This window comes from Bartonella sp. AA81SXKL, assembly GCF_042196945.1.
GTDB lineage: Bacteria > Pseudomonadota > Alphaproteobacteria > Rhizobiales > Rhizobiaceae > Bartonella.
Map to the genome: position 1 here is coordinate 18,192 of NZ_JBHIRH010000004.1, position 23,621 is coordinate 41,812.

General features: G+C 35.0%; 21 protein-coding genes and 1 tRNA gene. 11 read left to right on the top strand and 11 right to left on the bottom strand.

The features are described from left to right. Positions 1-67: 67 nt before the first annotated feature. Complete coding sequence (carA, locus tag ACFINZ_RS03445) at positions 68-1,264, bottom strand: glutamine-hydrolyzing carbamoyl-phosphate synthase small subunit (RefSeq protein ID WP_375636814.1); 1,197 nt, start codon at positions 1,262-1,264, stop codon at positions 68-70. Positions 1,265-1,523: 259 nt separating this feature from the next. On the opposite strand from carA, the gene ACFINZ_RS03450 reads away from it, so the two are divergent. Then, a complete protein-coding gene (locus ACFINZ_RS03450) occupies positions 1,524-1,976 on the top strand; it encodes a GatB/YqeY domain-containing protein (protein WP_375609255.1) in 453 nt (150 codons plus the stop codon). A gap of 675 nt (positions 1,977-2,651) precedes the next feature. Here the strand turns inward: ACFINZ_RS03450 and ubiC are convergent. The 4 genes from ubiC to ACFINZ_RS03470 form a co-directional block, all read right to left on the bottom strand. Further along, on the bottom strand, positions 2,652-3,158 hold the full coding sequence (ubiC, locus tag ACFINZ_RS03455; protein ID WP_375633038.1) for a chorismate lyase: 507 nt from the start codon (positions 3,156-3,158) through the stop codon (positions 2,652-2,654). A gap of 1,100 nt (positions 3,159-4,258) precedes the next feature. After that, complete coding sequence (locus tag ACFINZ_RS03460) at positions 4,259-4,510, bottom strand: GlsB/YeaQ/YmgE family stress response membrane protein (RefSeq protein WP_375611967.1); 252 nt, start codon at positions 4,508-4,510, stop codon at positions 4,259-4,261. 858 nt (positions 4,511-5,368) lie between these two features. Continuing rightward, a complete protein-coding gene (locus ACFINZ_RS03465) occupies positions 5,369-7,060 on the bottom strand; it encodes a Na/Pi cotransporter family protein (RefSeq protein ID WP_375633036.1) in 1,692 nt (563 codons plus the stop codon). A gap of 69 nt (positions 7,061-7,129) precedes the next feature. After that, entirely contained in the window at positions 7,130-8,347 is a 1,218-nt protein-coding gene (locus ACFINZ_RS03470; RefSeq protein WP_375633034.1) for a mechanosensitive ion channel family protein, read from the bottom strand. Positions 8,348-8,481: 134 nt separating this feature from the next. On the opposite strand from ACFINZ_RS03470, the gene dnaG reads away from it, so the two are divergent. The 3 genes from dnaG to ACFINZ_RS03485 all read left to right on the top strand — a co-directional run bounded on the left by dnaG (position 8,482) and on the right by ACFINZ_RS03485 (position 13,880). Then, on the top strand, positions 8,482-10,419 hold the full coding sequence (gene dnaG, locus ACFINZ_RS03475; protein WP_375633032.1) for a DNA primase: 1,938 nt from the start codon (positions 8,482-8,484) through the stop codon (positions 10,417-10,419). 373 nt (positions 10,420-10,792) lie between these two features. Continuing rightward, complete coding sequence (gene rpoD, locus ACFINZ_RS03480; RefSeq protein ID WP_375611971.1) at positions 10,793-12,808, top strand: RNA polymerase sigma factor RpoD; 2,016 nt, start codon at positions 10,793-10,795, stop codon at positions 12,806-12,808. A 610-nt stretch (positions 12,809-13,418) separates the two neighbouring features. Continuing rightward, positions 13,419-13,880: a YcgN family cysteine cluster protein gene (locus ACFINZ_RS03485; RefSeq protein ID WP_375634634.1), complete on the top strand. Its 462-nt coding sequence runs from the start codon at positions 13,419-13,421 to the stop codon at positions 13,878-13,880. A 29-nt stretch (positions 13,881-13,909) separates the two neighbouring features. Here the strand turns inward: ACFINZ_RS03485 and ACFINZ_RS03490 are convergent, their stop codons facing one another. Beyond that, the gene (locus tag ACFINZ_RS03490) at positions 13,910-14,653 is read right to left on the bottom strand and encodes an SIMPL domain-containing protein (protein WP_375636812.1); all 744 of its coding nucleotides are present in this window, start codon (positions 14,651-14,653) and stop codon (positions 13,910-13,912) included. 170 nt (positions 14,654-14,823) lie between these two features. On the opposite strand from ACFINZ_RS03490, the gene ACFINZ_RS03495 reads away from it, so the two are divergent. Beyond that, a tRNA-Ile gene (locus ACFINZ_RS03495) sits at positions 14,824-14,900 on the top strand. A gap of 1,699 nt (positions 14,901-16,599) precedes the next feature. Further along, complete coding sequence (locus tag ACFINZ_RS03500) at positions 16,600-16,791, top strand: hypothetical protein (protein WP_375633027.1); 192 nt, start codon at positions 16,600-16,602, stop codon at positions 16,789-16,791. Here ACFINZ_RS03500 and ACFINZ_RS03505 read toward each other — a convergent pair. Then, positions 16,715-17,029, bottom strand: coding sequence for a helix-turn-helix domain-containing protein (locus tag ACFINZ_RS03505; RefSeq protein ID WP_007347852.1), 315 nt, complete (start codon positions 17,027-17,029; stop codon positions 16,715-16,717). The two genes, ACFINZ_RS03500 and ACFINZ_RS03505, sit on opposite strands and share 77 nt — an antisense overlap. A 609-nt stretch (positions 17,030-17,638) precedes the next feature. Between ACFINZ_RS03505 and ACFINZ_RS03510 the strand changes: the two genes are divergently transcribed. The 4 genes from ACFINZ_RS03510 (at position 17,639) to ACFINZ_RS03525 (ending at position 18,875) form a co-directional block, all read left to right on the top strand. Beyond that, positions 17,639-17,764, top strand: coding sequence for a hypothetical protein (locus tag ACFINZ_RS03510; protein ID WP_375613352.1), 126 nt, complete (start codon positions 17,639-17,641; stop codon positions 17,762-17,764). Between the two features lie 15 nt (positions 17,765-17,779). After that, the gene (locus tag ACFINZ_RS03515) at positions 17,780-18,034 is read left to right on the top strand and encodes a hypothetical protein (protein WP_375634632.1); all 255 of its coding nucleotides are present in this window, start codon (positions 17,780-17,782) and stop codon (positions 18,032-18,034) included. Between the two features lie 306 nt (positions 18,035-18,340). Then, complete coding sequence (locus tag ACFINZ_RS03520; protein ID WP_375613354.1) at positions 18,341-18,652, top strand: hypothetical protein; 312 nt, start codon at positions 18,341-18,343, stop codon at positions 18,650-18,652. Between the two features lie 52 nt (positions 18,653-18,704). Then, the gene (locus tag ACFINZ_RS03525) at positions 18,705-18,875 is read left to right on the top strand and encodes a hypothetical protein (RefSeq protein ID WP_375621377.1); all 171 of its coding nucleotides are present in this window, start codon (positions 18,705-18,707) and stop codon (positions 18,873-18,875) included. A 529-nt stretch (positions 18,876-19,404) separates the two neighbouring features. Here the strand turns inward: ACFINZ_RS03525 and ACFINZ_RS03530 are convergent. Both ACFINZ_RS03530 and ACFINZ_RS03535 read right to left on the bottom strand, forming a co-directional pair. Continuing rightward, the gene (locus ACFINZ_RS03530) at positions 19,405-19,584 is read right to left on the bottom strand and encodes a DUF1508 domain-containing protein (protein ID WP_142416545.1); all 180 of its coding nucleotides are present in this window, start codon (positions 19,582-19,584) and stop codon (positions 19,405-19,407) included. 390 nt (positions 19,585-19,974) lie between these two features. Further along, a complete protein-coding gene (locus tag ACFINZ_RS03535) occupies positions 19,975-20,514 on the bottom strand; it encodes a helix-turn-helix domain-containing protein (protein ID WP_375611979.1) in 540 nt (179 codons plus the stop codon). Between the two features lie 358 nt (positions 20,515-20,872). Between ACFINZ_RS03535 and ACFINZ_RS03540 the strand changes: the two genes are divergently transcribed. After that, on the top strand, positions 20,873-21,925 hold the full coding sequence (locus tag ACFINZ_RS03540; RefSeq protein WP_375633023.1) for a DUF475 domain-containing protein: 1,053 nt from the start codon (positions 20,873-20,875) through the stop codon (positions 21,923-21,925). 451 nt (positions 21,926-22,376) lie between these two features. Here ACFINZ_RS03540 and pncA read toward each other — a convergent pair whose 3' ends face one another. Both pncA and ACFINZ_RS03550 read right to left on the bottom strand, forming a co-directional pair. Then, complete coding sequence (pncA, locus tag ACFINZ_RS03545; protein ID WP_375618209.1) at positions 22,377-22,985, bottom strand: bifunctional nicotinamidase/pyrazinamidase; 609 nt, start codon at positions 22,983-22,985, stop codon at positions 22,377-22,379. Positions 22,986-23,031: 46 nt separating this feature from the next. Continuing rightward, on the bottom strand, positions 23,032-23,568 hold the full coding sequence (locus ACFINZ_RS03550) for a hypothetical protein (protein WP_375618210.1): 537 nt from the start codon (positions 23,566-23,568) through the stop codon (positions 23,032-23,034). Positions 23,569-23,621 lie beyond the last annotated feature (53 nt).

Genomic DNA, 23,621 nt, shown 5'->3' on the forward strand with positions numbered 1-23,621 from the left:
AATATAATTGTGCGTAGGAAAATGATATAATTTAAAGGAGAGAAGTTAAAAGGTGAGGCTTTTTATTTTAAGATATTTTTTTATAATTCATAATGAGATCACTAAAATGCTGAAAGAGGTAGTGGCTATCTTGTGGTCCAGGAGAAGCTTCGGGGTGATATTGAACAGAAAAAACAGGTTTTCCAATGATTCGAATACCACAGTTTGAACCATCAAAGAGAGAAATATGTGTTTCTTGAACATGTTGTGGTAAAGAGGAAGAATCTACGGCAAAACCGTGATTCATCGATACAATCTCAACTTTTCCAGTGTTAAGGTCTTTAACTGGGTGGTTGGCACCATGATGTCCTTGGTGCATTTTCATGGTCTTTGCACCAACCGTAAGAGCGAGAAGTTGATGACCAAGACATATTCCAAAAATTGGTAAATTATGATCAATTAATGTTTTGATTGTTGGAATGGCATATTGAGCCGTAGCTGCGGGGTCTCCTGGTCCATTAGAAAGAAAAACGCCATCAGGGTTCATTGCCAGAATTTCTTTTGCAGTTGTGTGGGCAGGCACAACAGTAATGCGTGCTTTTTGTGTTGCCATAAGGCGAAGAATATTACGTTTAATACCGTAGTCAATTGCAATGATATGAAGATTGTGCACATTGTTTGTACCGTATCCTTTATTCCAACTCCATGGTTTTTCATTCCATTGCATTGATGATTGAGATGTCACGTCTTTCGTAAGGTCAAGATTGACGAGACCTTGCCATTTTTGCGCACGTTTTTTTAAAGAAGGAATATCAAAGTTTCCATTAGCATCGTGTGCAATGACAGCATTTTGTGCACCTTTTTCACGAATAAGAATTGTGAGTGCACGTGTATCAATACCACAAAGTGCAATAATTTTACGCGTTTTAAGCCATTGATGAAGATTTTCATTGGATCGATAATTTGAGGGATGTGTAATGTCTGCTTTGAAAATAGCGCCAACAGCACCATGACAATTGAGAGGAGAGAGATCTTCAATATCTTCGCTATTTGCCCCTACATTTCCTATATGAGGAAAAGTAAAATTAACGATTTGTTGTGTGTATGACGGGTCTGTGAGGATTTCTTCATAGCCTGTGATGGCGGTGTTAAAACACACTTCAGCTTCAGCTATACCTGTAGCACCTGCTCCTTTGCCTTCAATAACGGTTCCATCTGCTAAGACTAAGAGGGCTGTCGGTTTTTTGATACTCCAAGGGTGGCTGGGTGAAGTCGCTTGTATCATAGTATGTATCCACAATTTATTCTCTGAAAGGTATAATGATCAACTTTACACAAAAATCATACCTTTAGCAGATGCTGTGTATATTATTCTGGTAACGTTTTGCTTGAATTAGGCAGTATAAGTACATTCCATGAAGAGGTAAAGTCTTGTTTTAGCTTTTCGAAGATCGAGTCCTTAATTATTTTTTTTATCCTCCATTGCAAGATGGATAAAGATTGGTTAAAAGGCATCTTCTTCTTGAACAAAATTGGATAAATTTATGTTGCGTAACCAGATTGATGGGGCTCTTAGGGCTGCTTTGAAAGCGCAAGATAGTGCGCGTCTTGCTACACTTCGTTTAATGAATGCTGCAGTTAGGGATCGTGATATTCTTTATTATGATGAGGGGAAGCTAGAAGTGGATGATCAGCAGATACAGTCTGTTTTCACTAAAATGCTTCAACAGCGTGAAGAATTGATGCGAGCCTATAAAGAGTCTGGTTGTTTGGAATTGGCAGAGAGAGGACAAGCAGAAATAGAAGTTATTCGTGAATTTCTTCCCTATCAACTTAAGGAGATGGAAGTAGAACAGGTTCTTTGTGAAGCTTTGGCACAAACAAAGGCTGAAAAATTACGCGATATCGGTAAGGTGATGGCATGGCTTAAGGAACGGTATGCGGGGCAAATGAATTTTTCTAAAGTGTGCAATAGTCTTCGTAAGAAATTGCAATAGATCTTGTTAATTCAAGGGGATTGGAAAATATTTTTTATTGTGCGTCGCCTTTGTAAGTCAGTAGAATGTTGATAAATTTCATTTATTTGTACACACATACTATTATAAAAAAAATAACTTTTTGATATCAACGAAACTTTTTGGGCTCTTATAGAGCAATGAAACATCTTTTATGTATTATATTTTCTGTTTTTCAAAGCTGTTAGACCATTAAAAAACAAAAGTATTATAGAGTTTTTACTTTTTTAAAAAGATCTATTGTCAGCACTGTTAAAAATTTTAAAATAGGATGATTAAGGTAATTGATACAGATTTCCAATTTTGGGGAGTGTATTATTGTCTTTTTTGCTGTTTCAAAGTATTTTTTTGATAAAAAGTTTCCGTATTTTAGAGTGGTGATTATTCAGCAAGAAATTTAAATATAGATGGTTTTATCAATATGGTGTGTATCTTTTTAATTCAAGTGCTGGTTTTAATGATAAGAAAATCAAAACTTTAAAACGTTTTTTCTAGGGAAGAGATTTTTAAGTTGAGTTTATGAAATAAAAAGATCTTTTGAAAAGAAGTCTCTGTTTGTAATGTGTTCTTGAGATAATTTTGAAATTCTTTTCTCTGATTAAATCCCTTATAAGCTATATAAAATCTATAAATTATGCAGAATAAAATGAGTAACCTCTATTTGTGGGGATACAGTGGTGAATCTGTTAAAAATAGTTCAGTTAGCAATAATGGCTTACCCGTTAACCACAAACGGGAACGGCGTGCCCATAGTGCACCTTGTTGACCAATATGAATGTAATCGCGGGTTAATTTGTCATTGTTAAATAAATAATGTCCTAGAGGTACAGTTCCCAAATGCATTAAGGCTTGATTGTGTAGGAGGGTTTCTTGTGGAATTACAGTGCGTCCAAGGAGCCAAGGTTTATTATCTCCCATTAATATGACTTCACGTAGCCAATAACGCGCACTTTCGGGGAGATGCTCTGCTTCTTCTGTTAATTTATCTCGCGTAATAAAACATTCGCGTTGTGGTTGAACTTGGAGGCAGGTACAATATTTCTTTAATCGAAGCGTCATTGAGCCCGATTCCATGAGCCAATCGCGAACGTTTTCTGGTATTGGAGGACTTTGATCAGAAAACCACTTTAGAGGTGGTAAGATGGAATCTTCAAGATCAGACATCGTTTTACTCCACAGCTAAAGTCTTATTCCATATGTTATGTTGGGTTAAATAGATAGCTCTATTGTAATACAAGGAGTATAAAAGCAGCAAGATTTTAACAGGAAGATATCAAAGGGAAAATCGAAAGCAAAGGTCTTTAAAAGAAGATATGCAGGAAGTATATATTATAGGATTATTTTCATTTAAAAAAGCAAAATAAAGTATTATGTTTTGTTCAAGGCGCTTTCACAATGCGTTACGGAAATTTCTTTATCGCATGAGAGCAATGGGAAAAATGTTTCGTACTTTAAAATTCGTTTGTAACGCATATAAAGAAGAGCTAAAAATTCATCTATGCAAGATGATATAAAGAGGAATTTTTAAGAGGAACAAAACTTTATTTTATACTTTAGAAAGTGAAGAGATATTCAAAACTTTTGAATTGAGATGTAAAGGAGATCGTATTCTTTATAATCAAGAAGTTTATATTAATGAATATACTTTTTAAAACGTTTAAATATATTATATTATTAAAATTGTGAAGTATTACTTTATATTACAGGGTATTTAGTAATTTTATAATAAAGTTTGCATTAATATTATTTCATATTTATTTTATATACTATTTTATTTCACATATTAGGGAAAAATTATTTATCATTTTGTGCTTACCTTCTCTTTCTTATTTCTTAAGAATGTAAAAAAGCGCTTCGAGTTTTTCGGTAAAAAGGGTATTGTTGATAGAGTGTATAGGTGTTAAGCATTATACGGTAAAATCTTTAATCATCGTTAGTGATTTTTGTAACCTTATGGGTTGTTATTACAGTGAGATAAGCTGGATTTGCGCACGTGGTACAAAAATAATTCGTATTTTGTTAAAGTAACGCAACATATCTCTCCTGCTATGCGTAAGTTTATATAGGTATGAAATGGTGCGTTATAAAGTTCTTTACTGCATTTGGTTTTATAATACGGTGATGGTGTATGCCTAAAATCGCAGCTTAAGCATCTCACCATCATATCAAAATTGGTAACAACAAGTTACAGGGGAATATTTCAAACTCTGCTAGTTGTTTCCTAGTTTTGTATTGAATCCCAAAAGGTGTAAAAAATAAATACTCTATGATCGAATTTTTTGTCCTATCCATATAAGAATACAGGCTCCTATAAAACCTGAAATAAGATAGCCAAGCCAACCAGCAAAACTTACACCTAAAAGACTAAAAAGAAAGCTTGCTAGCGCAGCGCCAATAATCCCTAAGATAATATTTAACAATATTCCTGTTTGGCTTTTCATAATATACTGTGCAGCCCAACCGGCAATCCCGCCGATAATAATAGCTGCAATCCAGCCGATGTTTGCATTTTCCATGATACCCTCCTTTGCCTGAATTTAAATTGTAACTAGAGTAAACTTTGTAAAAATCAAGGTTTATTCCTTTTTTACCCAGTGGAAAGGATATTTCTGTTAGAGATTTTACTTGTTACTTTCCTTTATATTAAAATAATACTCACATTTATATTATATATAATACTTAATAAGTATAAATTATATAATACATTTTAATTTATAAATAAATAAATTAATTGATAAATATTGAATAAAAGAAGAAAATATTAGTAGAAATGTTCTAAGAACTCATAAAGTGTATTTATAAGCTTTTTAAGCTCTCTCTTAAATTAAAAAAACAATTGTGATTAAAGTAATAAGTAAAATGGATATTTAAAAGTTTGGAGCTTGCCAATTGATATCAATGATGTTTGAAATGAAAACTGTTTCGTTGACACGTTATAGCATGGCTGTATAGGTTGAACCTCTACCAATCTTGATATAAACGTTGCATTTTTGTGGGGTTTTGTATTCCTTATAGAGTATTTCTGTTTCGCTGCTACTGTGAAGCGGTTCCCTTTTTACAAGGCGGGTTTAAGTTAGAACTATCATACTCTTGACCTATTCTTTATGTGTTTAACAGTTTTGGCTTTGATATGGTTAGGCATTTTTACGTCTTTCTTCAAGAGTTCTATTCTACATGCTGCTTTGTTTGTAATGTGCAAGCAAATGACTTTGAGCAATTCATCATGAATAGATTTTAAATGAAAGAAACTTACGATGAAGAAAGCTCATTTAAATTGTCGAATAATAAGATATTTTGATTAAATCAATATCTTGACCATATTCAAAATTGAATAATCGATGTGATGTGTGTTTTATTCAAGTTATTTGAAAAGTTTAAGTTTTTTCTGCTTGTTCTTCAGCAGGGTTGCGTAGACGAGAACTTTGAAGAAGTCCCTGTTCTTCTAAAATGGGGTAGATCATTGAGGTCAAAAGAGAGTTGATTTGTTTGAGGTCGCGCACAGTGTCGAGATGAAGACTGGATGATTCTACATTTTTGAGATCCCCTTCACGCAGACGTTTAAAATGTTTTAAACTCATCTCTTTTTCTAAGTTTCGTAGTTGATCTTTTTTTTGTACCAATAGGTGTGCAGTGTGTGTATCACGTGAGACGAGAACGTTAAATGCTATATGCGCGTTGGCTAGTACAATGGCGTGGAAACGAAGGAGGTCACTCCAGCCCTCGCTGCTGAACTGTAAACCTTTTTGTTGTTTCTTTTTAACCAGCATCAACATATTATGAATAATGATATCGCCTGCTTGGTCTAATTTTATACAGGCGCCTAGAAGTTCTTGCGTTTGAAGAGCTTCTTCGTCAGATAATTTTTGTCCCGCTAATCGGGCCAGATAAAGTTTGATGGCGATATGTTTTTTGTCCAATATGGTGTTGAGTTGGTTGAGTTCACGAATAATATTGGGATCAGGCTTTTCATAAAGTCCCATAATTTTTTCTAGCATGATGTCTACAAGATCACAAATATGAATGACTTCACGCATGACATTCGAGAGGGCGAGAGTTGGGCGATCAAGAACACTGTCATCAAGAGCTGTTTGATCAGATAAATTGAGCCTTTTGTCGGCTTGCATTTTTTTTGCACTTATATTCACGATCTGAGTGGTTAATTTTAAAACCCATTTTGAAAGCGGTATTCCAGCAAGGAGAATGAAAACATTAAAAATGATATGGGCGTTGATCACTTGAGTAGGGGCGTTATTGCCAAGCCATGTGATGGGAGGGTGAAAGGAGAGAAATAAGATAAGTATAAGGATTGACCCTGCCCCACGCATGAGTAAATTTCCTAAGGGAACGAGGCGGGTATTAGGAGAGGCGTTGCGCGTTAAAAGTGGTGCTATAAGAGAAGAGCCAAAGTTGACACCAAGAACCATGACAACACAGAGTTGCGTATGGATAAGATCGTAGTTGGCAAAATTGACCAGCAAAATGATTCCTGCAATGGACGAATGTAAGAGGTAGGTTAAGCCAGCAGCCAACAAAAAAGTGGAAATAGGATCGGTTGAAAGATAACGAATGATGCTAGGCAAAATTTCGCTTTCACGTAAAGGTTCTGTCGCGGTACTTATCATCTCTAAAGATAAAATCAAAAGACCAATACCGATGACAATACGTCCTATTTGACGCCATTCACGTTTTTCTGTTGTCATGAAGATACAAGTGCCAATTAAAAGACACAAGGGTACAACAAGAGTGAGGTCATAGGTGAGAATTTTTACAACGATTGCTGATCCTAATTCTCCTCCACGTACAGCCATAAGTCCTGCTACCCCAGAGACAAAACCAGATTCAACGAAAGAGCCAACGAGGAGTGTTATTGCTGTAGAGCTTTGTAAAATCATTGCTGTAAAAAGCCCAAAACTTACGGCAAACAATGGTTTTGAAACGACGTGGCACATTTTATATTTAAGTCTGTCACCATAGGCGCGTTCAACTCCTGTGCGCACCATGCGTGTGGCCCAGAGAAGTAAAGAAATAGCGCCGGCAAGATGAAGGAGTACCAATGAACCATTCATGATACTTTATTCTTTCTTTGTTGTTGTGAATGTGGTTGCCTCAAATTAATAAATTGAAGTTTATTGTTTTTATTTCACTTTTGCTTTTAATACTTGATTAAAATCATAACCGCTTGGATTTTGAAAAACTTTTAGACCGAAACAGGGTAGAATGGAATAGAGGTGATCAAAGATATCGCCTTGAATTTGTTCATAGTCGATCCAAACGGTGGTGTTCGTAAAGCAATAGATTTCTAAGGGTAAACCATTTTCTGTAGGAGGTAATTGTCGTGCCATATAGGTCATATTAGGGTTGATGTTTAGATGCTGTTGTAGATAAGCAAAAACATAAGCACGAAAAGTTCCAATGTTGGTTAAACGGCGCGTATTGGCTAAGATATCATGATTTTTATCTAATTGAGCATTCCATTGATCAATTTCTGCTACTTTTTGCGTGAAATAATTTTCTAATAAATTAAATCGGGAAAGATATTTTTGTTCTTCTTTTGTGAGAAAATGGATACTTGATTGATCAATAAAAAGAGAGCGTTTGATGCGTCTTCCACCCGATTCTTGCATTCCACGCCAATTTTTAAAAGGGTCGGTCACAAGTTTGCGGATAGGAACTGAGGTGATGGTGTTGTCGAAATTTTGAACTTTAACAGTATGCAAGGCAATTTCAATAACATCACCATCGGCACCGAGATTGGGGATTTCAATCCAATCCCCAACACGAACCATATCAGTGGATGAAATTTGAATACCGGCAACGAGAGAAAGAAGCGTATCTTGAAAAATTAACATGAGAACCGCGGCCATTGCACCAAGACCGGAGAAGAGAATAAGAGGGGAGCGGTCAATCAATGTAGCGACCATTAAAATTGTTGCCACAGCAAAAAGTGCAATTTTAGCAATTTGAATATAACCTTTTATTGGTTTTAGTCGTGCTGTTGGTCGTTGTTCGTAAAGGATGTTAATGACATTGAGACAGGAAGAAATTGTCAGGACGACAAAGAAGATAATGAAGGCGTTGGCAACATTACCAATGACAGTGCTAAATGCATCGGGCAATGTTGAGATAAAATTAACACCAATTGAAAGAATAAAAGCTGAAATGATATCCGCTATGTATTGAATAGCATTATTAATATCGATCGTTGTATTTTTTGGGAGAAAAGAAGAGAGTTTTTTTGCTCCGTGAATAAGTAATTTTCGTCCTAGAAAGTTCACTAAAAGGGCAGCTATAGTAAGAATAACAAGCCAAGAAATAGCCTCTAACCACGGATATTGAGCAATAAATTCGATCACTTTTTATTCTCCATTTCTAAAAATATATGCAGTTGAGGGGTTAAAATTTTACAACTGCTTAAGAGGAAGTATTGGAATTATGCTCTAAAGTCGTTAAATATGCAAAAAAGAATTTTCAAACTCTGTGAGAGATAATGCGTTTTCCGCCCGATTTCCTTAATGAACTGCGTACGAGACTCCCAATTTCAACAGTGATTGGTCAACGGGTGGATTTTGATCCTCGAAAAAGTAAGCCTTCACGGGGAGACTTTTGGTGTTGTTGTCCATTTCATGGTGAAAAAACGCCAAGTTTTCATTGTGATGATCATAAAGGGCGCTATTATTGTTTTGGTTGTGGTGTAAGTGGAGATATTTTTACCTTTTTGTGTGAGCTTGATGGACTGCACTTTTCAGAAAGTGTAGAGCGTTTGGCTGATTTTGCGGGAATGAAACTCCCTATTTTGGATTCACAAAGTCATAAACGTCAACTGGAAAAAGCTGACCTTTATGATGTGATGAAAATTGCCACAGATTTTTTTCAATATAATTTACGCGATAAAGGAGGTATGCAAGCACGTCGTTATCTGGATGCACGTGGTGTTACACCAGAGCTTGTAGAGCGTTTCCGCATTGGTTTTGCACCGGTAAGGCGTACAGCTTTGAAAGAAGCTTTGAGTGCACGGGGCATTTCAATAAAGCAAATGGAAGAATGTGGGCTTCTCTCAGTGCATGAGGAGAGCGCGGATTCTTATGACCGATTTAGAAATCGCATTATGTTTCCTATCGAAGATTTGCGCGGACGTGTGGTGGCTTTCGGAGGGCGTGCATTAGAGAAAGAGACACAAGCAAAATATCTCAATAGCCCTGAAACAGTGCTGTTTCATAAAGGAAATATACTTTATAACGCGGCAGCAGCTCGCAAAAATAGTCGCTTTGTTGGCGATGAAAAAATTCATTCACTCCTTGTTGTTGAGGGGTATATGGATGTCATTGCATTGACTAAAGCTGGTTTTGAAGGAGTTGTAGCACCCTTAGGGACAGCATTAACGGAAGCGCAAATTGAGCTTTTATGGCAGATGGGGAAGGAACCTATTTTGTGTTTTGATGGTGATGATGCTGGTTTAAAAGCTGCCTTTCGTGTTGCTGATCGTGTGTTGCCTCTTTTAAAGGCTGGGGTTTGTGTACGCTTTGTTTTATTGCCACAAGGGAAAGATCCTGATGAAATTGTTTGTGCTGGTGGAGCACAGCTTTTTTCTTCTTTTTTGCAAAAAGCTATTCCTTTGAGTGAGCTTTTATGGTGGCGTGCTACCTATGGAAAGCATTTTGAAATTCCAGAGGCACGAGCAGCGCTAGAAAAACAACTAAAACAACAAATTTTTACGATTAAGGATGAAGATGTCCGTCGTTATTATTTGCAAGATGTAAAAAAACGCCTTTTTGATTTTTTTCGTTCCTCTTTTTCAAAACAAAAGGGGGAAGGGCGATATGGTCAATCTTCACCAAATAGGACCTTTAAAGATCAAACCTTTTCTCTGTTAGCAAATTCTGAAATAGTACGAAATTCTTCGCAATCTATCCCTTTGCGTGAAGCAGTGATTTTACTCACTTTAGCTTACTATCCTGAGTTGTGGTATGAAAATTTTGAAATTCTTTCTGAATTAGAATTAAAAAATACTCAATTGATAATTTTTCATCAAGCTATGTTGGAAATTCTTGGGGACCAACAGCTTCATGATAAAGAGACGATGGTTGCGTTCTTAGAAAAAAGAGGGCAAAAGGCTCTGTTAGAGCGTATGAAACATCTTGTGCAAAATATTGGTATGCGTATTATTCCTGGTGGAGCCCCTATAGAAGATGCGCGTGCTATATTAAAACAAGCTGTCTACTTGCATCTTCAAGAACACCACCTACATAAGAGGTTACAGGATATTGAAGAGCAACTTGTAGAAAATCCTAAGAGTGAGGTTTTTGATCTGCTTCGTGAGGTAAAAAATGAGCTGGAGCAGATGCAGGCAACAGAAGCGTTAATTGAAGGATTTGGAAGTTGGTTGGATGAAAAAATAGACGGGAATACACAAGATACGATAAAATGATTCGCTTTTTTAATGCGAATCAGTCACTTAAATTTTAGATGAGGAAGTTTATGTGGAGTGACATTTTTATAAAGATGACAATTAAATTTTAGGAAAAGCGGGTAAATTTTAGGAAAAGCGGGAAATTGGTTCTTACGATAGGGTGCAGAGATTATCTCAGAAGGGCTGAGAGGTGTCGGGGAAACTTCTGGAGTTTTCCCGCGTTTTTGTCTGGATGTCAAGTTTGTCTGGATGTCAGGGCGTATACAAAATGTATTCTTTCCAATGGTAATCTCTTAACAGGAAGTATATATGAGTAACTATTGGTAGATTTTAGTGAGAACAAAAAAACTGGTCACATGGAAACTGTGAAGTGATCGAGTGGAGTTATGGTATGGCAACAAAGGTTAAACAGAAAGATAATGCAGAAGTAACAAACCAAGCGAGTTTGGATAGTCCTCTTCTTGATTTTTCTGATGATGCCATCAAGAAAATGATTAAACTTGCCAAAAAAAATGGTTACGTAACAATGGATGAACTCAATGCAGTTCTTCCTTCTGACGAGGTTACATCCGAACAAATTGAAGATATCTTGGCGATGTTCTCTGAGATGGGGGTTAATGTTGTGGATGATGAGGATGAAGTTGAGTCTGAAAATTATGAAGAAGAAGTTACGGTAGAGGGGGGTGATTTAGTAGAAGCCTCTAGCCACGCAATTGCAACGACAACGAATAAACGCGAAGTAACAGATCGTACGGATGATCCGGTGCGTATGTATTTGCGTGAGATGGGAGCTGTTGAGCTTCTTTCGCGGGAAGGCGAAATTGCCATTGCTAAGCGTATTGAAGCAGGGCGTGAGACAATGATTGCGGGACTTTGTGAGAGTCCTTTGACTTTTCAGGCTCTTATTATCTGGCGTGACGAGTTAAAAGAGCAGCGTATTCTTCTTCGTGAAATTATTGATCTTGAAACGACTTATGCTGGTCCAGAAGCAAAGCAGGCTCCTGTTATTGAGCGAAGTGAAGTTGATAAGACCGTAGAAGAAAAAATGTCTTCTGGTATACGTAATATGGGGGAGAGCGCAGGAGAGAGAAACATTGAAGACGATGATGAAGAGGACGAGGACGATGTTAACTTATCGCTTGCTGCAATGGAAAATGAACTTTGTCCTCAAGTTATGGAAACATTGGATTTTATTGCTCAAACCTATGTAAAATTACGAAAATTACAAGATCAGCATGTTGAAAGCAGTTTGGCAGAGCGTAAAGAGGGGGCCCTTACATCTTCTCAGAAGAAGAAATATATTCAATTAAAGGGTGAGTTGATTCAAGCAGTAAAATCTCTTTCTTTAAACCAAAATCGTATCGAAGCTTTGGTTGAACAGCTTTATGACATCAATAAGAGATTGATTCATAATGAAGGTAAGCTGAAACGGATTGCCAATAGCTATGGCATTGGCCATGAGGACTTTTTAAAAGAATACCAAGGGCGTGAATTGGACGCAGATTGGATGAATTATATTGCTGCTTTGCCTACACCTGGTTGGAAAGAGTTTTCGGTGCGTGAAGCAAAAGAAATCCAAAAACTGCGAAGTGAGATACAAAATCTTGCGCAAGAAACGGCTATTTCGATTGGTGAATTTCGTCGGATTGTTATGCAGGTGCAGAAAGGTGAACGCGAATCAACAATTGCAAAAAAAGAGATGGTAGAATCTAATTTGCGTCTTGTCATTTCAATTGCAAAAAAATACACCAATCGTGGTTTGCAGTTTCTTGATCTTATTCAAGAGGGCAATATCGGTTTGATGAAGGCTGTGGATAAGTTTGAATATCGGCGCGGCTACAAATTTTCAACTTATGCAACATGGTGGATTCGTCAAGCTATTACACGTTCAATTGCTGATCAGGCACGTACAATTCGTATTCCTGTTCATATGATTGAAACAATTAATAAAATTGTTCGTACCTCGCGTCAGATTCTCCATGAAATTGGACGAGAACCAACACCAGAAGAATTATCTAGCAAGCTTTCTATGCCGTTAGAAAAAGTACGAAAAGTTCTTAAAATTGCAAAAGAACCTATTTCTCTCGAAACGCCTGTTGGTGATGAAGATGATTCCCATTTGGGTGATTTTATTGAGGATAGGAATGCGTTATTACCAATTGATGCTGCTATCCAAGCTAATCTGCGAGATACGACAACACGCGTTCTTGCTTCATTAACACCGCGAGAAGAACGTGTTTTGCGGATGCGTTTTGGAATAGGGATGAATACAGATCACACGTTGGAAGAAGTAGGACAACAATTTTCAGTTACAAGAGAGCGTATTCGTCAGATTGAAGCAAAGGCACTTCGTAAATTGAAACATCCTAGCCGTTCACGAAAATTGCGCAGTTTTCTCGATTCTTAAATAAAGGAATTCGTGTGCATTTTAATAACTTCCTCCTTCTTCTTAATGAAGGGGGGAGGTGCTTCATGTTGTACTTGGATACTTTCTTGAGAAAAACATAGGAAGAATTTGAACAATCTAGAAAGTTTACGATGTTTAATGTTTTTCTTAGCTTTGGGGCTTTATACTTCTCTGTCTCAAAAGAATAGATATAGGGCAAAGGGTGGTTATGGAGTAGAGAGTAGGGGGCTTTCAAGAAATGAACGATAAAAACATTACCTTGCGTATAGCGCGGCTCGTTTTTAAGAAATGAGATCTATTAGGAATAAACTTATATTGCAACATATGGACTTTTTGATGAAAAATGTATATTCTTTGCGGAATTTTTCTATCATTTTAGGTGACGCATTTTATTCTTCGTTAAGTTTACAAAGAGATGTTTCAATAGGTTATGTTCATTTATATGCGCTATTTTTGAATATTCTCTTTTTATTCAGATAGCTTTTAAGAACATGGTTTAAAGTATACATTGAGTTGAATCTTTTTAAGAGACAGAAATAGATGAAATTATAGAAATTAAACGTTTCATTTTTTATAGATCGTCTTAATTAAAAAAGGTGTGTCTGAGTTTATGAGTGGAGAACTTCCCTTTTGGAAAGTAAAAAAATTAGAAGAGATTTCCATTTCTGAGTGGGAGAGCCTTTGTGATGGCTGTGGCCGTTGTTGTCTCCATAAAGTTGAGGACGATGATACGGGTGACCTTTATGCAACCAGTATTGCTTGTCGTCTTTTAGATGGGCAAACTTGCAGGTGTCGAGATTATGCTCATCGTAAATCAATTGTACCAGATTGTATATCGCTAGATATTACGATAGTTAAAACAGCGCGTTGGCTTCCAGAAAGTTGTGCTTATAGATTAATTTATGAGGGAAAAGATCTTCATTGGTGGCATCCATTGGTATCAGGGGATTGTCAGACGATACATACAGCGCATATTTCTGCACGCGGACAAATAGAGATTTACGAAGACGAATTATTATCTGAGGAAGATTATCTTTATCATATTACTGGTCTTCTACGTGAAGGCCAGTAATATGATTTTTTATACAACTTGTTTGTGACTTAATCGATCGCAAAGACTACAGTGACGCTCACGTTATAATTTAATTCACCACCTGCAAAATTTGTATTTGCGTAGCTTACATCTGCTGCTCTACTCATGAGCCGTGGTGTTGGGTGATAGTAATCATCCTTTTCATTGATTTCAATAATTTTTCCTAATTTTAAACCGGCTGCTTGCGCTATCGTTTGCGCTTTTTCAATGGCTTCAGTAATGGCTTTTTTACGTGCTTCTTGATAAAATGGCTTTGTATCTGCGTTGGTAAAAGTAATGCCGTTAACTGAATTAACACCTAGTGTCATCGCTTGATCAAAGATTTTACCAGCATTGGTAAGATCACGAATGCGCACGGTTAAAGAATTTGAAACATGATAGAGTTTTTCATTATTCTTTTTTTCGTGGTGTTTATCAGAGGTCGACTGATAAATGGATAAGCCTGATGTTTGCAAATCATTTTCTTGGATGCCATTGTTTTTAAAAGCGTTTATAATATCATTGATGGATTGATTATTGGAAGCTAATGCCTTTTGGGCAGTTTTGTCATAGGTAACAACGGCTAGATTAATAATGGCCATATCCGGTGCTGCTTGACTTTCTCCGATTGCTGTCACTGTAATCGTTGCATTTTTCATTTTATTTTCTTCAGCATAAGCACGTACAGTCAACGATGTGGCTAAGAGTGTAAATGCTAATATAACTGTTTTAACCAGAGAACCCTTCAGTGGTTGAATTTTCTTTTCTATCATATCTATACCTTTATATTTGTCAGTTAATTATTCTCTCATTTTTAAGAGTTTTTGTAAAGAAATTAGAGCACTGAAAAAAAAACCAATAGAAAAGAGAAAAAGATGGGTTATAATCTTTGTCAGCTCTTGTATCATAGGGCATTTTAGTTTAGAGAGAAACAACCTATGTGGGGCCTGTAGCTCAATTGGTTAGAGCCAGCGGCTCATAACCGCTTGGTTGGGGGTTCGAGTCCCTCCGGGCCCACCAATAGGGAAATGTCCAATAGAAAAATGGATCGCTTATATAAAAGTTTTGAGATTCTACCTTTTTTGTTTTTTATTTATTTTCCTGTTTGTTTTAGAAGCTTTTGGTCGTTGTTTGTTGCAGTTTTTTCTCTCAGTCGCTTTAATATGATGGTATGTTTTCTTAGTCTCATCAAAGGAGTTCTCTCATTTGCAACCTTTTAGCATTTGGATTAACTGATATGGGGCGCTATTTACTTTCTTAATTCATATACTGTTTTGTACTTTTTCTGTGTGGTGTTCTTCATAAAATAGAAGGCTAAAAGCTTCATTGGATAAGTTTATTTATACTTGTTCTGCAAATAAATAGACCTCAATAAAACCAATTTTAAAGATTGGACCTGTTCAGAAAAAATGGCTCAAAAAACATTTAGTGTAAATTTGCTTTTTTCTTAAGTGATGCTAAGGTCTTTTAGACGTTCGAATAGCATCATCGTGATGAAAGGTTAGTGTATAAGAGAATGTGATCTATGGGCATTCATATGTATCATGGGGCAACGATGATAATAACATTTGTTGATATTTTTTTTCCAAGAAAGGAATTCTATTTGATATTTTGAGAAATATTGTTCATAGTGACGGTGACGTGTTCTCTGAAAAGAATTTTATTAATTGTTCTTTGAAAAGTCAATTGAGTGATTATTTCTATCGCTTTGCATCATCCAGATTCTATTGTAATAAGCATTTTATTATTCTGTAAGAAATATTTTCTATGATATTAGAAAATTCATTAAAATGCCATTTTCTGTTTTTGTGTATTTTTTGCTTAAAGTTTAAATTATAGAGTTTTCATGTGATCCGAATTATTATTGAAGAACAGACGTCTTTTTTGATTTTACTCTCATAAGGAATTGGCAATATTGCGGTAACCCTAGCACTTTTTTGTATTGCTAACATTTTTCTCGTATTGATCGTATAGAGAGTTTTATCTTTATTATGAGTTTTTTCTCTTATGAAAAATTATTGGCAGGGAGGGTGTTTTTTTGGAAAAGTATACTTTTTCTTCAAAGTCATACTTTGAAAATATAATTCTTCATAATTTGCATAAGGGAATTTCTCTCTTGTTGTAAATCTGTATAAAATTTACGTACAAAGATTGTGCGTGGTGATTCGTTTTATTTTTTAATAGTATCATTTTTGCTTATGATAGAGACTTATATTAGTATTTACAAGGGGCGTTTAGAGGGGAGGTTACCTGTAAACGTGTTACAGAGTTTTAGGTAATGTGGCTCTGTTTATAAGAATTTATTCCTATAACATTGTTATATTCTTGCTTTGCAATATTGTTAAAAAAATATAGATGGTGCTATGTAGAATAAATTGTGATGTATTTTTTTCAAAAAGCTTTTTCGTGTTCTCTTATATAGAGTTCAGGAGTGTCTTCAGGGATATTTTCACATTAGTTTTTATTGGTCCGAATCGCAAGATCTGCGTAACATTATTCGCGTTTTTGATAGATTATACCAATTTTCATAAGAAGGTCTGGATCGTGTGATGCTTTCTGTTTCACCATGGTGCATGACTAATAGAACTTCATCTGATTTTGTAAAATAAGTTTGTACACAATTGCTTCCATACTGCCTATTGCAAATATTTTTTTCTAAGGTATGAGATATATTTTAAACGCTTTAGCGTTATATAGTGTGACTACATGGAGTATGACTATGAAGAATGATAAAAAATTTGAAACAACTTTATCTGATATTATTGTGAAATGGGAGTCTTTATCGACGTCTCAAAAGCAAGCGATATTGGATAAAGTAGAAAATTCTACAGATTCTACAGATTCTGCTCATTCAACAGAACATTTAAGGCTTCAATCTTCTTTTTATCTCCAGACGAAATCAAAGTTATGAGTTTTAAGTCTTCATCGGAGATGTTGAAACCAGTTATTACATATATGGCACTAGCATTTCCCAGTGTATTCAAAATAGCCATGAGTTTGTCTACAGAAGGCCTCTTGCCTCCATTTATCATTTGTTGGACGTAATTTTGTCCACAGCCTGCAGCTCTGCTTATTTCAATCATTGTTCGTCCGTCACTTTTTATTAATTCAACTAAGCGTTGGAACCAATCTTTTTCAGTCTTTGTCATTTTTAGACCTTTACATATTTACGCTATAGCGTTAATATTGCGTTGCGAATCCAGAATATATGATACAAGGAGCGTGAAAATATCCATGTGTAGCTCTTCGCTAAGGAAGCATATAGAGTTGTTTTTAACTAATAACAAAATGTCCCCATACACTTTCAGATTCGAATCAATAAAAATGGTTGCTTAGTTCCACGGTTGTGAAAAAGTAAATGTGTATACCAGAAAGGGCGATACACACTCGTATGTTTATGAGATTTCACTATGATAGTATACGTAGCAGCATTATAAATCAAGATATACCCCAACATCAGAATTTGTAAAAAAAATTCTGCGTTGAGGTAGTGTGTGAATATAACGAAGCTTTAGAGCCTTAAGAGATAGGATAATGGCTGTAGAAAAAATGTAAATTGCATAGACAAAGAATACTGATTTCTTCTTTATTGTAATAAATTAGATCACTATCAGATGGTATATCGTATATATGCGTAAAAAAATGGGAAATATCAAAAAAGTGATCTTGGATATTTTATTAAACAGGAAGGTAATCTGATCCACAAAGGTGGTTGTTTGGTAGAATTGTACATTCGATCAATGCCCTTATGGCGATGAATGTGTTTTTATGATGCTGCGGTTTATAATGAAGTCTGTGTTTATAATGATATTGTTATTGATAACAATGCATTAACATATGGTTGTTTAGTTGTTCGTAAGAGTTCGCATGTTTATGAAAAATAAGAACTTTATCGTTATTTGAATATGAGTGGAGATGCATATGTTTATGCTAATGCGGTCTTTTTTGATCAAGTTTTGAATGCTCAATGTATTGAATTTTGTGGTGATACTCGTGATTTTAGAAAGGCTCGAGTTTATAATGATGCTTTAGTTTGTGGTGATGTAAAGATTTGTGGGAAGGAAAAATTTTACAGAAATGCTGTGCTTTGTGACACTGAAGATTTTTGTAATAATGAAAAACTTTCATATATAGCCGCATTCCTCATGGCGTAAAAAAGGAAGATAGGAACGATTTGGGCAAGGCTTGTATGATTGGATTGCGTCGTTAGTTTTATTTGACGTTCCTTATTTTTTGTATTTTGTGTCAATAAACGTGTCGCAAATAATTGGTGTGAGTGTAGATTTAGCCGCTTTCAGAGATTTGTTTGCGTCATTTATCAATGCTTTAATGGAGAAAATAAGAACGCCGAGAGTGACTGTTCACACTTGGAACATGCAATTTATTGCATTCTTTTTTTGATTGAGGATGAAACAAATTGGTCAAGATGATCACTTGAGCGACAATTAAGGGAGATCCAAATGAGTGTAAACGAAATTTTATTGGGAGCAATGATTGTTGTTTTGTTGTGCAGTGGGGTTATATTTCGGTTTTCTTTATATTATCGCAGTCAAGTGAAAATTTTAAAAGAGGAATCTAGAAGAATAAAGCATGAGTTTTTAAGAGATTCTATGAAGATGACTGAAGAACGAGATAGGGCTATTAGAGAGCAAAGTATGGTGATTAAAAGACGTGACCAAGCAATTGAAAAACTGAAAAAACAAATTAAGCAATATGAAAAAAATGAAAAGAAATATAAAAAAATGCTTAAATCTGAAGATGATAAAGAGTGATTGTATTCATATTTTGCATTAAAGGGTTTGGAAATGTGTTAGGAAGATTGGAATGACGAGAGAGATAAACTTTAATGAAGCCAATTATGGTGCTGATGGAGAGATTGTATTGGAAGAGAATATTCAAGTTTACTCTGATTTTATGACAACATTTAAGTTTATAAGACAGAGCGTCGTTGATCATAAAATAAGAGTTTATGATGATAAACCAGTTTATAGGTAGGCTGGTTATTAAAAAGCGCGTCTATACAATCCAGCAATTTTATATTATTACTGAAAACAATTTTGCACGTTCTTTTTAGATGTAAGGTATAAATGCTACGATAGTTTCAGCTAATAGGTATAAAAAATTGCATGATAATAGAAAGAAAGAGATATTTGCTTTTTATGAAGATGAAATGGGTAAGTCAGTTATGATTATCAGATACAGAAGAGGAATATGAACGTAAAAGATATTAATATCTTGTAGAGTAAATATATTTCTCATTGATGATTTATCTTCTCTTCATGTGCGTTTATTTTTTATGAAAAATACAAAACTTAAAAGATTTTCTTTTTGATAAAGGCTATAGAGATTTGAGTATGATTGAAAATAAACATATAATCTGTAAGAATATGACTGTTATTTGTGAGTGTCAGAAATAATACAGAACTTCCTCTCATTGAGGGGAAATCAATCACTTTTCATTTATCACAAAAGTGACTACCATACCATTATACAAAATAGACGCTTGTTTTAATGGTAAAGAACGTTAGGACTGTAGTTCTCTAATAAGAGCCTTATGTGTAATTTCTTTTATTTGCTCAATATTGATTAGGATATCTTGTTTTGTTGGATAACCTTTACTAGAAAAAGCAATTTTTTGTGCATCTCCTGAGATTAAACGCCAGTACCATTGATTGTGAACTCCTTGAAACACCTCAAAATACATGCTTCCCACCTCATAAAATAGCTGATAATTTTCAGGATAAATATTTAACTAATCCGCTTGTAAACATTAATGTATGTCTCTCTAGGAAGTCGTCAATATATTCCCCTTAAATTTTCTGACCTTAAAAAATAATTTCTATGAGAGCTATTATTCTTTTAACAAGAAAAAATTTATTGTCAATAAGATATGAATGAGAATTTTATACTATAAAATTATTTTTTTTAATTTAAAGACACTATACTTTCATTTACAACGCAAATATTTTTCTGTCGTTACAGAAAAAAGTTTATAAATTATATAAAATTTCACCAGCAAGGATAAAGTAAAAAATACTTTTTTCCATACTGGTAGAGTTTAATCATTTCTTGTTTTTTCTTTTTAAATAGACGTTTATTGATTAGCTATAACCTCTTTTTGGGATACGCTTCGAATGAGTAAATCAATGAATAAGCTAAGGGTATAAGAATTGGCCATTTTAGCTTTCATATCGATAAGAGAGGTTGTAGTTTTAGGGTTAAAACCATTTGATAAACCTTGTCTTGACAAATATTGCTGCAATTTTTCATAAGAACTGTCGATTTTTTCTTGATTTAGTTTTTCGTTACGATCACTATCGGCAAGAGTTTCTTCCAGCCCCTCGATTTTTTTAATAAAATAATTCCAGTCAAAATCACCTTTTGTATATTCGGTGTCAAACATTTTTCCTTGTCCAGTTAAAAGCCAATTAATATTGACACCATATAACGTGCGGTATGTTTGTAAGACACTAAGATTGGGTTCTCTCTCTCCACGCTCATAAAAAGCAATGGAATTTTTTGTCATGCTAAAACTTTTAGCTAAGGTTTCACGTGATGGATCGCCTAAAGCAAGACGTACATAACGTAAACGTTTTCCAAATATGGTTTTTGATTCAGTTTCAGGACGTGCCACGAATTATCTCCCTCGGTAAATCATCATGGTATAAATCATTAAATAATAAAAGCACACTATGTATTAATATTCTATGATATAATGTCAATATTATAGCTTTAATTTCTTGTTGTTTTTTTATTTGTGTAGCTAGAAAGCAATCTTGCACTTATTGTATTGACAATTGATATTCACTTCAAAACAAAATTCCTTGTTGCTACATTTGTCTCTTGCTTTTTTTGAGAGAATTTTCATGTAACTTTACCATATATATTCTATACACCTCTGCATTAATAGATGCAACTTTAAAGAGATGCAAACTTTGGATTGGTACTGGGTGTGCTTAGATGAAGTAGAAAATAAACTTTGAGGAATGATCATGGCCCTATTACGCTATTTTGGGTTTGCTTTTTTTTTCACGATTATTGGTGTCTTTTTAGGAGGGGTTATTGGTTGGTTTGAAACGGAAAGTATTACTGGTTTTCTTAAATATTTTTTTATTTGCTTTGTTTTAGGAGTTTTGGAAATTTCTTTATCTTTTGATAATTCTATTATCAATGCGCGTGTTCTTAGTAGAATGAGTCCATTGTGGCGTCGTCGTTTTCTTATGTGGGGCATTTTGATAGCTGTATTTGGGATGAGAATTGTTTTTCCATTATTGGTGGTTGTCGTTGCTGTTGGGATTAATCCAATTGCGGCAGTCAAATTAGCGATATGGGAACCACATCGATATGCTGAAGTTTTAACCGATGCGCATATGGGGATTGCTGCTTTTGGAGGAACTTTCCTTATGATGGTTGGCTTAAAATATTTTTTTGATTCTGAAAAAGAAGTGCATTGGCTTAATGTTATAGAGAAACCTGCTCAAAAGTTTGGGGCGCTTGTTGGAATTGATATTGCAATTGTTTTGATTTTGATCTTATTGGTTTCAGGTCAGATTGACGCAGAAAATAAAATAACTTTTTTATTGGCAGCACTTTATGGACTTTTGACCTTTATCGGTGTTGAAGTTGTCGGTCATCTTTTGGATACTCCTCAAAAGACTTTAACAACAGTAGCTCACGGGGGAGTAGGGGCGTTTCTTTATTTAGAAGTTCTTGATGCTAGTTTTTCTTTCGATGGCGTGGTTGGTGCTTTTGCCTTTTCACACAACCTTTTTATTATTGCGATAGGTCTTGGTATCGGAGCATTTTACGTTCGTTCTATGACAATTATGTTGGTTGAATCAGGAACATTATTGCATTATCGTTATTTAGAGCATGGTGCTTTTTATGCAATTCTAGTTCTTGCAGTGATTATGTATCTGCAAACGATTATATCGGTTCCTGAAGTTTTAACAGGACTTGTGGGAGTCTGTATTATTGGAATGGCATTATATTCTTCGATTCGTTTTAAGCATCGTCAATTGGATAAACATGTTGTATCTAAGTAATGGAGATCTCTTCCTTTTTCAAACTTTTGTTTATCGCATATCTTTGAATAGAAAGAGGTCTTTTATGCAAAATAAAATACTATTTTATTGCTTATTTGCGTTTTTTTAAGTTGAGTTTATTGCATAATACTACCCATAAAGGGAATAATATACAATCTCTAGGATACTTTTTGACCTAAATATAAGACAGAAAGCTGATGCTATACTTTTTACCAGCTTTCAATATTATGACAAGCTTTTGCATTAATGGTTCATAAGAGGCCTTTTTGCTGTTTTTTTGAATGATTTCTATTCATACATTGGATTCTCTTTGTAACGTGTAAGAGAATGGTTTTGAAACAGGTTTGAAATGAGAGAATTTACGATATTCTGAACTCTTACTTAAATATGTGCAAAATAATTTATCCTTTATAAATCAGTGTATTATAATGGTAGATTAGAGAAGGATATTTTAAGAGACCATTAAAAGTTCTATACCGGCTTCGTTCATTGTTTTAAGCATAGTGTTTAGTGATCCGTTTACATCAATACCAGCACAGGCATTTAATGAAACACTGACTTTAAAACCGCATTGCATAGCGTGAAGAGCAGAAAATCCGACACAAAAATCAGTTGCTAAGCCACACATAATGAGCTTAGTAAAACCATGTTCTTTAAGATAAACTTGTAAACCTGTTGGTGTTTTTTGATCATTTTCAAGAAAAGCAGAATAGCTATCCATTTTTTGATTATAGCCTTTTCTAAGGATAAGTTGTGCCTTTTCCACTCTAAGAGATGGATGAAATTCTGCTCCTTGTGTTCCTCGTATGCAATGATCAGGCCAAAGTATTTGAGGACCATAGTCAAGAGTGACTGTATCATAGGGCTTTTTTTCAGGATAGCAGGAAGCAAAGCTGCAATGGTTTTTGGGATGCCAGTCTTGGGTTAAGATAATGTGATCAAAATGATTTATGAGATTATTGACGGCGGGTAAAATAGCATCACCTTGTGGTACGGCAAGTGCTCCACCTAGTAAGAAGTCATTTTGAACATCAATGACGATTAAGGCTTTTTTTTCCATAAATATATTCCTATACGAGATGAGCTTTTATCGTATTTTTAAAAAGCTATATGTCGTCTTGAAGTTTTGAAATGATATGCTGGATATTGATATTATTTTTATAATTATCAAGCCAAAAGAGGGGAATGGATAAGTTTTTACAATTGGTTTTATAGTTTTTTACGAATTGTAACCACGTACCAATGGGAAGTGCACTGTATTCATTTGTTGCTACGTGTTGATGCAAAGCTTTCATGATCATTGGGCTTGGAACGTCAGATCCCATAAGGCGGCGGTCGTTTTGTAAACGTAATTTAAGCCATATCAAGGCAAGGGGTGAAGTCCATTGCTTTCCGTAGCAAAAAATCGATGAAAAAAGAGAAGGATTTTTTACTGCGTAATATAAAGCCCATAAAGCGAGAAAAGAAGGCGCATAGAGAATTGCTTTTCTTTGTGGTACCATATTACATTGATAAGTCGGTTTAATACGATAAAAATACAATGTTATATCTGGTATGGAAAAGAGAGGCAATGTTTGATAACAGGTTTCAGGTACAGCTAAAAAGATTTGCTTTTTGCTCTTTAGGGGGATGTTTTTTTGCATTCAGGACCATACTGGGGCTTGTGAGATTAGAAAAAATGTACCAATATAGAGCG